The following is a 12,241-nucleotide window of genomic DNA, read 5'->3' as shown; positions in this document are numbered from 1 at the left end:
TTTTAAAGTTAAACTTTCTCATCAATATTCTAAAAATAAATTTCATTCATAATTTGATAACAAATATTAAATAAAAGTTTTTGTTTACGTTAATTGATTTGTCTTGAAATTTAGGGGTTGTTTTAAGTTTTAAATTTGTTTTATTTAAAATGACTATAAATTTTCAGGGGTAAATTAATTTGAATTTATATTTTTTGTAAATTTGCCTTGTTAAAAATAACACACTTTTATGTCAACATTAAGATTTAAAGCCTTAGCCGAGCTTCCTTTCAGAAATTACAGACAGGATAATGCGGTTTCTATACCTTCCAAACTTTCAGAATTGTTTTGTCAAAACGTATTCTCTGAAGAAACAATGAGAGAATATCTGACGAAAGAAGCATTCCAATCTATTTTAGATGCTATTAAAAAAGGAACAAAAATCCAGAGACACATTGCAGACCAAGTGGCTGTTGCGATGAAAGATTGGGCAATGTCCAAAGGCGCAACACACTACACACACTGGTTCCAACCATTAACAGGCGCAACTGCTGAGAAACACGATTCTTTCTTCACACCAATCGAAGGCGGTAGAGCAATCGAGAGATTTAGCGGAGCGTTATTGATTCAGCAAGAGCCAGATGCTTCTTCTTTCCCAAATGGTGGAATCAGAAATACGTTTGAAGCTAGAGGTTATACTGCTTGGGATCCAACTTCTCCGGCTTTCATTATGGGAACTACACTTTGTATTCCTTCGATTTTCATTTCTTACACAGGCGAAACTTTAGATTATAAAGCACCATTATTAAGAGCTTTGAATGCGGTTGATGAAGCAGCAACGGATGTCTGCAAGTCTTACTTCGATAAAAATGTAACAAAAGTTTCTCCAACTTTGGGCTGGGAACAAGAATATTTCTTGGTAGATACAGCTTTGTATCAATCAAGACCAGATTTGGTTTTAACAGGAAAAACTTTACTAGGACATTCTCCTGCAAAAGGACAACAGTTGGATGACCATTATTTTGGTTCGATTCCTACAAGAGTGATGAATTATATGAAGGAGTTGGAAATCGAATGTATGAAGTTAGGAATTCCTGTAACAACGCGTCACAATGAGGTTGCGCCTAACCAATTCGAATTGGCACCAATGTTCGAAGAAGCAAATGTTGCAGTTGACCACAATTCATTATTAATGGATATTATGGCAAGGATTGCACACAAGCATCACTTCCATATTTTATTTCACGAAAAACCATTTGCTGGTGTTAACGGAAGTGGAAAACATAACAATTGGTCTTTGGGAACAGATACAGGCGAAAACCTTTTGAGTCCGGGTAAAAATCCAAAGAAAAACCTTCAGTTCCTGACTTTTTTTGTTAATACTTTGAAAGCGGTTCACGATTATGCGGATTTGTTGAGAGCAAGTATTGCATCTGCGAGCAACGACCACAGATTGGGAGCTAATGAAGCGCCACCTGCAATCATTTCAGCATTCATAGGAAGTCAATTGTTCGGCGTTTTGGAAGAATTGGAAAAAGTAACAGACGGAAAATTATCTCCTGAAGAAAAAACGGAGTTGAAACTGAATGTTGTTGGAAAAATTCCTGAAATTCTTTTAGATAATACCGATAGAAACAGAACTTCGCCTTTTGCCTTTACCGGAAACAAATTCGAAATCAGAGCGGTGGGCTCTTCTGCAAACTGTGCGGAAGTAATGACTGTAATGAACGTAATTGCGGCTAAACAATTAAAAACTTTCAAAACTGAGGTTGATGCTTTGATTGAAACTGGTCTTAAAAAAGACGAAGCAATTTTCAATGTTTTGAGAGAATACATCAAGCAATCCAAAAGCATTATGTTCGAAGGTGACGGTTATTCTGACGATTGGGCCAAAGAAGCTAAGAAAAGAGGTCTTAACAATTTGAAGACAACTCCGGAAGCTCTTAAAATGGAATTAGACCAAAAATTCGTTGAGCTTTACGAGGAATTAGGAATCTATTCCCACAGAGAATTCGAAGCTAGAAACGAAATCAAGTTAGAAAAATACTCAACAGTAATTGATATCGAAGCTAGAGTTTTGGCTGATATTGCAAGAAACCACATCATTCCTGCAGCGCTTAATTATCAAAACAGATTGATCGAGAACGTTAAAGGATTGAAAGAAATCTTCGGAGACAAAGAATTCAAGACTTTGGCAAAAGAACAATTGGCATTGATTTCTGATATTTCCGGAAATGTTTCTCAAATCAAAGTTGGTGTTGACAATTTATTAGCTGCTAAAGAAAAAGCTAAAAATACGTCAGGAAGTCAAAAGCAAGCAGAAGAATATTGCACCAAAGTTATCCCTTTGTTTGATAACATTAGAGAGGCTTCTGACGCTCTGGAAATGATGGTTGACGATGAGCTTTGGCCAATGACAAAATATAGAGAATTACTCTTCACTAGATAAATATCTACAAAAAAGTTAAAGAATCTTAACTAAAAATAAAACCGCAATGCCCAAATAAAGGCTTTGCGGTTCATTTTTTTTTAACATTCTTAAAAAGACTGTTAAAATATGTTAAACTAAAAGTCTCTCAGTTTGAATTGGAAGACCCTTTAAACGGTAATGGCTATTTTTGCTATGCAATCACAAAATACCAACCTAAAGTTTAACACAAATAATTAAATATATATGAAGAAAAGAGTTCTAGTTTATATCTTATTTGTGACCACGTTTTTTACACTTCAGTCTTGTGTTTCTAACTATGTGGTTTCTAACAATCAAACATACAAAACTGATGCCAAATTTGCATCGTTGGATGTAAACGTAAAACCCGTAACCAACAAATCAAACAACAAAGGACAACAAGTTTTAGCATCTATTGCTAATACAAACGATGTTATCAAAAGGTCAGCGATAGAAAATGCAATCAGACACAGCAATACGATTGACAATATCTTATCCGAAGCTGAAAGTTATCTCGGAACACCATACAGATTCGGAGGAACTTCCAGAAGCGGAATAGACTGTTCAGCATTCGTATTGTCAGTTTTTGGCGCAGCAGCTGGGATGGACCTTCCAAGAGTAGCAGCTCAACAATCTCAAGAAGGCGATTCTGTAGAAAAAACAGAACTTCAGAAAGGAGATTTGGTATTTTTCTCACACAGAGGCAGCAGAATCTCTCACGTAGGAATCGTGGAAGATGTAACGCCAGAAGGCGAAGTGAAGTTTATTCACGCCGCAACATCCAAAGGTGTAATGGTTTCTTCACTAGACGATAATTATTGGGGACCAAAATTCAGATTCGCTAAGCGAGTTGTAAAAGAAAATGCATTAACTGTATTAAATAATTAGAGAGACTGAAAATATTCAGAAAAAACCTCAGAATTGCTTCTGAGGTTTTTTATTTGTCATTGCGAACGAAGCGAAGTAATCTAAAAAATTTACTTAGGAGCTATTTCCCGCTTTCCGCTCATACTCCTCACGCCAAAACTTTTCCCAAGGCTTGTTGCGGGGTAACCACTGCAATCGGGGCTAGGGCATTTGTCGTCTTAACAAAATTTGTCAATCAATGTCAGAGTGAAGCTGCTAAGCCTTAATCAATAATCAATTCCTCAATCTTAGATTGCACTTCTTTGCTTTTTAATCTTAGAATGATAAAATACAATTCCGGAAACTGTAGAGCAATCTCATTCCACGTTTGATTCAGTTCATAAATGTTATTAATTCCTTGAAGTAAGCTTGCTAAAAAATGTTTTTTTCTCTGTATCAACCCGCGGAACCCATAAGCACCTAAAACCTGCAGAAAACGCATCATTTTCATCCAATCAAAAGATTCTTTCAGAGCTTCTTTGTCAGAAGCCTTTTCCCAGAATGATACATAATAATCAAGCATTTCTTCTTTAAAATTATTAGGGAAATTAGCTTTAGCCTGATAAAGAAAAGATATCACATCATAAGCTGCAGGACCTTCCATTGCCGATTGATAATCGATAAAGAAAACCTCATCATTCTCATCCACCAAAATATTCCTGGACTGGAAATCCCGAATCATCAAGGTCTTTGGCTCCAACTTCTGAATCAACTCAGAAATAGTTTTGAATTCCTTCAGCAAAGTCGATTTGTGATATTCAATTTCAAGAACATCAATCAAAAAATTCTTGAAGTAATAAAGATCGTGCGTAATTGGTAAATCATCATAACTTTCATACTCAAAACTTTTTTTGAAATCTACTTTTCCCAAAGTTTTGGACTGCAGTTTAAACAAATTCTCCAGACTTTTTTTGACTAATTTTTTTACTCGGTCAGAAGTTCCTTCCTCAGCAATAACTTCCGAAAGCGTTTTGTTTCCCAGAAACTCCTGAACATACAAATCTCTATCAGAATTGATTTTAAAAACCTTCGGCGTATTAAGTTGTAGACTTTGAAATAACTCGGAAAAATAGAAAAACGCTTCATTCTCCCGAATATTCTCGTTATAAGTAATCACATATTTCTTATCCTCAAAACTCCCGATATAATTGATTCTGGAAGAGCCACTTTGTGGAATTGCAATAAAAGAATCCGGGTTTTTACCCAAAAATTCTTTGAAAAAATCCTGATGTTCCTGCATAGAACAAAGTTAATTAATAATAGATTTTGATTCGCTAAAAATTGTAATTTTACGCTTTAAAATCACAAACTTAGAATTTTATAAAAATAAAGTGTGATTTCAATTGACCTTAAAAAATAAACACCCACAAATGAAAGATTTTTTACCCGTTCTGAAAATTCTGTTAAGATTCGTTGTTATCTATATCGTTCTGGTATTGCTCTATCAATTCTATCTTAACACATATGAAAACGAAGTGGTAGATCCTTTTACAAGATGGGTAGCGAAACAAGTCGCTTTTCTGCAAAATGTATTAGGCTTCCCAACTGTTTTGGTAGATAGTTTGAAATTGCATAGTGTCTTGTTTCAAACATCCGGGAAGTTCACAACCAGAATGGTAGAAGGTTGTAATGTTTTCTCGGTCGCAATCTTATTTACGGCTTTTGTTTTTGCTTTTTATAAAGGTGCTAAAACATTTCTATTTGCCCTCGGAGGAATTATTTTACTTCATATCCTTAATATTTCCAGAATTGTTTTATTGAATATCATTTTCTTAAAATACCCTCAGTACGAAAAAATTGGCCACGATTACCTTTTTCCTGCGATTATCTATGGCGGTGTAATTATTCTTTGGTTAGTCTGGATTCAGGTTTTTGCTTTAAAAAAAACAGATAAATCTTAATTATCATTAAAGAATTTTAATTTTTTTGACTTTAATTGTTGATTATTAGCGATTAACAATATTTATTTTTGTAATTTTGTCGTCTAACACACGAGAAACAATGAAAAATAAATTTATTATCCAAGCTGGGATTTTCCACAGCGCTTTACAGAATCGAACTGATTCTAATATCCAACACTTCGTTTTATAGCATTCATTTACTCTCGTAAGTAAATAATGAATTTAGACTTATTCAATCTTTGGATTGAGAATTTCATAATGCTATTAATCTATCAAAGAATTTAAATTTTTGTAAAAATGATTGTTCACATTTCACTTTTGCAATCCATAAAATTGCCTAAAATACTAAAGTGGGTTTTAGTTTTGTCAGGCGTTTTAGGATTAATCGGGATACGCGGATTAGAAGATAAACTTTTCTATGATCCTTTTTTGCGTTTCTTCAAAACAGCTAATCCAAATGAAATTTTTCCAGATTTTGTTTGGGGGAAATTAATTATAAGTTATCTTTTTAGATTTGGTTTAAACGCCTTTTTCTCGTTGGTAATTATCCATTTTCTTTTCCAAAATAAAGAATGGACAAAGCAGGCTTTTATCTTGATTCTTTTGGTTTTCGCAATCGTATTCCCAATTTATCTCTTCTGCATTTATGATGAGTTTGACTTTGGTTATCTTTTCTCATTTTATGTGAGAAGATTTGTGATTCAACCACTGACACTTGTTTTGCTTGTTCCGATTTTTTATTATCGTAAAAAGATGATTCAGAGTTGATTATCTAAAGTATGTTTATCCGGCTGTGAAATATTCTCGCCATTCCAATCAATCTTTTTTGTAAAAGCATGTTGGCGAACTGGACAGTTTTCAATTTGGCAAATAGCACAGGAAGTCGGTTTGCAATCGTCCATATGAAAATTGAATTCTACTTTTCTGTCGGTGTTTTTGGCGATTAATTTAATGACTTCCTCCATCTCATCGTGAGCAGTTCTTAGTTCAAAATACCAAGGTAAAGTGATGTGTGCATCTATATGAAGTCGGCTTCCAAATTGCTGGATTTTCATATTATGAACATCTATCCATTCTGGTTTTCTGTTCTCATTGAGGAAGCTTGCCAATCTTTCCAACATTTCTGGATCGGCTTCATCCATTATTCCACTCAGAGATTTTCTAATGATTTTGTAGCCGATTACAATTATATAGAATCCAAAGAACAAAGCAACTACAGAGTCTATCCAAACAATTTTTGTGAAATAAACTAATACTAAACTGACTACAACACCCAAAGTTGTAATTGTATCAGACTGAAGATGCTTCCCGGAAGAAATCAAAACAATCGAATTCTCTCTTTTCCCTTTTTGAATCGAGATATAGCCAATAATGTAATTAATAATAGCCGTTGCAGCGATAATCCAAATTCCCAAATCCAATTTACTAAGAACCTTTCCGGATATCAAACTGTTGGTTCCTTCATAAATAATCATTAAACCGGCAATGCTGATCAGAGAGCCTTCTATAGCCGATGTGACAAACTCCACTTTTCCGTGTCCGTAAGGATGATTCTCATCTCTCGGTTTCGAAGCTAAGTATAAAGAATAAAGTCCCAAAAAAGCACTGATGACATTCACGATGCTTTCCATAGCGTCGGAGAATACGGCGTCAGAATTTGTTAGTTTCCAGGCAACTATTTTCCCTACGAATAGAATAATGCCAACAACAGCGATCCATTTTTGAAAAGCGAGACTAGAATTGTTTTTTTTATTTGTTTTCATTGCTAAAAAAAGAATCTTCGAAATTTCGAAGATTCTTTAGATTTTGTTAGTTTAAACTAAGTTATTTGCTACTAGGTACTCTGCAATCTGAACTGCGTTGGTAGCAGCGCCCTTTCGGAGATTGTCTGCTACAATCCAGAGGTTGAGCGTTTTTGGTTGCGAAAGATCTCTTCTGATTCTTCCGACAAAAACGTCATCTTTTCCTTCAGAGTATAAAGGCATTGGATATTCGTTATTTTTAACGTTATCCTGAAGAACGACTCCTGGTGTTTCAGAAAGAATTTTTCTTACTTCTTCCAAATCAAATTCGTTTTCAAACTCGATGTTTACGCTTTCAGAATGTCCTCCTTGTACAGGAACTCTTACTGCAGTTGCCGTCAAATTGAAAGTATCATCGCCCATAATTTTCTTAGGCTCTTTCATCAATTTGATTTCTTCCTTAGTATAATCATCATCCGCAAAAACATCGCAATGTGGCAATGCATTTTTGAAAATTTGATAAGGATAAACTTTCTCAGGGTTTTCGCCTTTGATTTCAGAATTTAGTTGATCAACAGCTGCTTTTCCGGTTCCGGTAACAGATTGGTAAGTTGAAACAATGACCCTTTTGATATCATATTTCTGATTCAACGGGTGAAGAACCATTACCAACTGGATTGTAGAACAATTGGGATTAGCAATGATTTTGTCTTCTTTTGTCAAAACGTTCGCATTGATCTCAGGAACAACCAATTTCTTAGTCGGATCCATTCTCCAAGCCGATGAGTTATCGATCACTACTGTTCCAACCTCAGCGAATTTTGGAGCAAACTCCAAAGATGTTCCACCGCCTGCTGAAAAAATAGCGATCTCGGGTTTGACTGCAATAGCGTCGTTCATGCTAACGATAGTGAATTCCTTGTCCTTGAATTTGACCTTATTTCCAACAGATCTCTCTGATGCTACGGGAATCAGTTCAGTAATTGGAAGATTTCTCTCCTCCAAAACTTTCAGCATAACTTGTCCAACCATTCCGGTTGCGCCTACTACAGCTACTTTCATTGTTTTTTGATTAATTAAATTGTTAAATATTTATCCGAAAACTCTTGCCCAAGGGAATGCAAAAACGAATAATGCAATTGCAACCAACCCTAATGACATAATAGGAATAGTCAGTTTTTCGGTTGTTTTGAATTTTTTATTGATGATTGTCATTAATACTGCTGCGATTAACATAGAGAAAGGATGTTCTACGTATTGAAATCTTGAGTAAGGGTCTTTCATCAATGTCCCTGCATCTATAGCAGCTTTGAATCCTGGTGAAAAAATGAACAATAAACATACACCGACTAAAAATTGAACGTGAAAAAAGATCATTGTAAACAAAGTCACTTTTTTTAATGCTTTAGAAATTCTGCCGCTATAGCCAAACATTGTGATTAATAAGAATACTAAAAATGCAGCTACAAGTGCTAGCTCTAAGTATGCGAAACCTTTGTGAGCGCTAAGAAAAATTTTAAAAAAGTCCATATTCAGATTTTTGATTGACAAAGATAGAAAAATCCCGACAGATAGCCGGGATTTGGGTATAATTAAATATTAATCTAATATTTAGAATTTATAAGAGATAGAAGCTGCCCATGTTCTTCCGAAACCGAAGTAAACTTGATTACTTGTATCAATTCCTTTGTAGAAGTTCAAAGGGTTATTGATGTAAGCATCATATTGTTGTTGTGCAGTTTGTGTTGAGGTTGGTGTAAAATCAGAAATATCTTTAACGTGGGTAGATGTTTTACCATCAGAAATATAAGTTGTGTCAAGTAAGTTATAAACATTACCTGTCAAAACAATTTTGTGGCCATTATTAAGATTAATTCCATAAGATAAACCTACATCAAACAAGTTATAACTAGGATATTCTAATGCTCCTTTTTTACCATTATTACTAATTGAACCATCAGCTTTAGTAATAGCAATATCACTGAAATTGATTACTCCATAATAATTATCATAATAGTTCCAGTTTCCGAAAACACTTAGGTTTTTCAATGGTTTTACTGTGAATCCTAAAGCTACAGTAGTTTGTGCAGCGTCAGAAACTTTAACTTTATCTAATGCAAATATTACATCAGTTTTACCATTCAAAGAAATAGGTGTTCCATTTTCATCATAAAGGTTTCCGGTTGCATTCCCTTTATATTTCCAGTCTCCAACAGAAATCATGGTGTTGAATGATAGATAATCTGTAGCTTTTATCGTACCCTCGAATTCAACCCCCATATGGATTTCATGAATACCTGTTAAGTTTGCAAATGGTCTATTGTAAAGGTTTGCTCCAGTTGCTGGCAAACTAGGATTAATAGGAACAACAAGTCCTGTAAATCTGTTGTATCTATCTTTCCAAGAAGTGTAGTATAAGTTTACATTTGCATTGAAAATACCACTTCTGAAACCGTAACCTAATTCTGCTGATGCAATTTTCTCATTTGTTAATAATGGATTTACAATCTGCTGATTACCGGTTGCTCTACCATCATTAGTATTAATTAACGGGTCGTTTCCAGAAGCGGGGGCAAGAGGAGAGTTGTAAACAGAATTAAATAAAGGCTGTTTTTCATAATATCCTACGTTTGCAAATACATTGTGTTGCTCATTGATATTATAGTTGATACCAGCTTTTGTATTAAATCCGAAAAGAAATTTAGTATCTGTTTTTTGATTCACAGCCTGACCTTGTTGGATGGTTCCATTTTTTAACCAATTGTCAATTCTTTTATAACCTTGCTCAGAAGCAGATCCTTGGATAAATGCAGATAAATTTTCATTAGAATATTCTAACTGGCCAAAAACCCCGCCCCAAAGAACTTCTCCATCATAATTTCTGTAAGCAATTTGGCTTTTGTCTTTTACTGCAGCGGCAAAAGGATTGGCAGAAGGAGATGTACTTTGAGCTATTGTTACATCGTGTCCATTAGGAAGCTCATTCATGTTGTCTTTCTCAACATACTTTGAATTCCCCCAGAAATCTGTAATTACACCTGGGTGATAACCATAATAATATCTTAAATCAATTCCAGCAGAAAAATTCCAGTTATCATTGATTTTATGTTGGAAATTAGATAATAATCCGTACCAGTCGTGAGAATTGATACTTGCTCTTCTTACAAGACCGTTTGTTCTGGTTGCAGTACCTGGAGTTGGATTTGCAGGAGCAGCAGTTCCAGCAGAATTTGTAAATGCAGGAATTACAGCACCTTGATTCCAAGCCACGATGTCATCAAATCTAATGTTACCATTAGCATCTTTTAATTTTGCGCTATTAATGTTGTTTCCATTGATGCTTCCAATTACACCGCTTCCGCCACCTCTACCCCAAGAGGCATAAGCTACAGTTGATAGTTTTGAGCTTTCGGACAACTTCCAATCCCAGTTGATAGATGCAACGGGTTTGCTGTAGAAGTTTATAGACTGAGACATTACTTCACCATTCAGATAACCCCAGTTAGGGTTGTATCTTCTGTTGGGTTCATCTACGCCATTTCCATATTTAATAAAATCAGATATCCTACTTTGGAAGTTTTGCATATGCCATTGTGGTGCACCAGTTAAAGTAAATTGGAAATCATGATTTCCTTTTTGATAACCTAATGCAAAGTAGTAATTATAAGCTTCAAATTCAGAAGCGTCGATATAAGTATTTCCTGCAGTTCTTGACATTAAGAATGAAGTAGACCAGCCATTTGCAGATTTTCCAGTATTATAAGAAAATAAAGTTTTAAGATAACCATCGTTACCAACACCTACTGTTACATTGCCTTCTCTTTTTTTATCAGAAGCTCTTGTTATGATATTGACTGTTCCTCCAACGGAAGCAATTGCTAATTTTGAAGAACCAAGACCTCTCTGTATCTGCATCGCAGAAGTTACGTCCGAAAGACCTAACCAGTTACTCCAATATACGGCACCATCTTCCATTCCGTTTATAGGAACACCATTAACCATAACTGCCGTATTATTAGTGTCAAAGCCACGGATTTTCATAGTTGCATCTCCAAAACCACCACCACCTTTTACAGCATAGATAGAGGGTGTTGATTTCAAAATTTCAGGAAATTCTTGGTTACCAAGTCTTTCTACGATTTGAGCCTCTTTGATAGTAGAAACAGCTACAGGTGTCTTTCTATCTTTTGCAAGATCTGCAACACCTGCGATCACGACTTGTTCTATGTCGTTTGTTTTTGACAGTGTATCTTGAGTAGATTGAGCATAGTAAAAACTTGCCGTACTCATTGTCAGCATAAAGACTAATGCTGGTTTTTTCGATAACATTTTCATTTTTTTAAGATTTATGTCGCAAAAGTCTTAAAAAAATTAATATGTTCTGTTAATATAGTGTTAAATTTTTAATGCCTTGAGACTCAGGTCTATATTGCTTGAAGAATGAGTAATTGCACCCGCTGAGATAAAATCAACACCAGTTTTCGCCACCGAATTTAACACCTCGCGTGTAATTCCACCAGAAGCTTCGGTTTCTGATTTTTTATTGACAATCTTTACAGCTTTGGTCATTGTTTCGACATCCATATTGTCAAACATAATTCTGTCTGCCCCTGATTTCACAGCTTCCTCAACTTCTTCTAGATTACGGGTTTCCACTTCAATTTTAAGTTTTAACTTATTTTTCTTGACATAATCTTTCGCCATCTTCACAGCATTGGTAATACTTCCATTATAGTCGATATGATTGTCTTTCAGCATTATCATATCATAAAGTCCATATCTGTGATTGGTTCCGCCACCTATTGCCACTGCCCATTTTTCACAAACTCGGAAATTAGGTGTCGTTTTTCTGGTGTCAAGAAGTTTAGTTTTTGTTCCCACTAATCTAGAATCCCAATCGTGGGTCATTGTTGCAATGCCGCTCATACGTTGCATACAGTTAAGAACCAACCTTTCTGTTGAAAGAATCGACCTTGCTTTTCCAGAAACGATAAATGCAACATCACCTTTCTTGGCGGATTCTCCATCTTTAATAAAAATCTCCACTTTCAGATTTTTATCAAAGTTCTTGAAAATAATTTCTGCTAATTCTACTCCTGCCAGAATGCAATTCTCTTTTACAATAAGTTGAGCTTTCTGTTCCAAATCCTTCGGAATCGTAGAGAGTGTAGAATGATCACCATTTTGAATGTCTTCTTCCAAAGCAGTTCTTATGAATTCTTTTAAAACTTTGTCGCTGGCGTATGCTGGTCTTTTCATTTTGC

At 35.1% G+C, this 12,241-nt stretch carries 10 protein-coding genes; 4 read left to right on the top strand and 6 right to left on the bottom strand.

Translation table 11 applies throughout. The annotated features are described in order from the left end of the window. Window positions 1-229: 229 nt before the first annotated feature. Window positions 230-2,428 carry a glutamine synthetase III family protein gene (locus BUR19_RS12700; RefSeq protein ID WP_074235834.1) on the top strand — a complete coding sequence of 733 codons (2,199 nt, stop codon included), beginning with the start codon at window positions 230-232 and terminating at the stop codon, window positions 2,426-2,428. Between the two features lie 225 nt (window positions 2,429-2,653). Further along, entirely contained in the window at window positions 2,654-3,316 is a 663-nt protein-coding gene (locus BUR19_RS12695) for a C40 family peptidase (protein ID WP_074235833.1), read from the top strand. A 241-nt stretch (window positions 3,317-3,557) separates the two neighbouring features. On the opposite strand, the gene BUR19_RS12690 is transcribed toward BUR19_RS12695, so the two are convergent. Continuing rightward, the gene (locus tag BUR19_RS12690) at window positions 3,558-4,574 is read right to left on the bottom strand and encodes an aminoglycoside phosphotransferase family protein (RefSeq protein WP_074235832.1); all 1,017 of its coding nucleotides are present in this window, start codon (window positions 4,572-4,574) and stop codon (window positions 3,558-3,560) included. Between the two features lie 130 nt (window positions 4,575-4,704). On the opposite strand from BUR19_RS12690, the gene xrtF reads away from it, so the two are divergent. Both xrtF and BUR19_RS12680 read left to right on the top strand, forming a co-directional pair. Beyond that, the gene (xrtF, locus tag BUR19_RS12685) at window positions 4,705-5,235 is read left to right on the top strand and encodes an exosortase family protein XrtF (RefSeq protein WP_074235831.1); all 531 of its coding nucleotides are present in this window, start codon (window positions 4,705-4,707) and stop codon (window positions 5,233-5,235) included. 297 nt (window positions 5,236-5,532) lie between these two features. Then, window positions 5,533-6,003, top strand: a complete 471-nt coding sequence (locus tag BUR19_RS12680) for an exosortase F system-associated membrane protein (RefSeq protein WP_074235830.1) — start codon at window positions 5,533-5,535, stop codon at window positions 6,001-6,003. On the opposite strand, the gene BUR19_RS12675 is transcribed toward BUR19_RS12680, so the two are convergent. The 5 genes from BUR19_RS12675 to nadC form a co-directional block, all read right to left on the bottom strand. After that, on the bottom strand, window positions 5,994-6,998 hold the full coding sequence (locus BUR19_RS12675) for a cation diffusion facilitator family transporter (RefSeq protein ID WP_074235829.1): 1,005 nt from the start codon (window positions 6,996-6,998) through the stop codon (window positions 5,994-5,996). The two genes, BUR19_RS12680 and BUR19_RS12675, sit on opposite strands and share 10 nt — an antisense overlap. A 51-nt stretch (window positions 6,999-7,049) precedes the next feature. Next, the gene (locus BUR19_RS12670) at window positions 7,050-8,039 is read right to left on the bottom strand and encodes an aspartate-semialdehyde dehydrogenase (protein WP_074235828.1); all 990 of its coding nucleotides are present in this window, start codon (window positions 8,037-8,039) and stop codon (window positions 7,050-7,052) included. A gap of 30 nt (window positions 8,040-8,069) precedes the next feature. Beyond that, a complete protein-coding gene (locus BUR19_RS12665; RefSeq protein WP_074235827.1) occupies window positions 8,070-8,507 on the bottom strand; it encodes a hypothetical protein in 438 nt (145 codons plus the stop codon). An 81-nt stretch (window positions 8,508-8,588) separates the two neighbouring features. Further along, window positions 8,589-11,312, bottom strand: a complete 2,724-nt coding sequence (locus tag BUR19_RS12660) for a TonB-dependent receptor (RefSeq protein WP_074235826.1) — start codon at window positions 11,310-11,312, stop codon at window positions 8,589-8,591. Between the two features lie 60 nt (window positions 11,313-11,372). Beyond that, complete coding sequence (nadC, locus tag BUR19_RS12655) at window positions 11,373-12,236, bottom strand: carboxylating nicotinate-nucleotide diphosphorylase (protein ID WP_074235825.1); 864 nt, start codon at window positions 12,234-12,236, stop codon at window positions 11,373-11,375. Window positions 12,237-12,241: the final 5 nt, after the last annotated feature.

Origin of the sequence: Epilithonimonas zeae (assembly GCF_900141765.1) — a bacterium.
Taxonomy (GTDB): Bacteria; Bacteroidota; Bacteroidia; order Flavobacteriales; family Weeksellaceae; genus Epilithonimonas; species Epilithonimonas zeae.
Note: the sequence above shows the minus strand (reverse complement) of the source record. Positions and strands in the feature narration are given on the sequence as shown.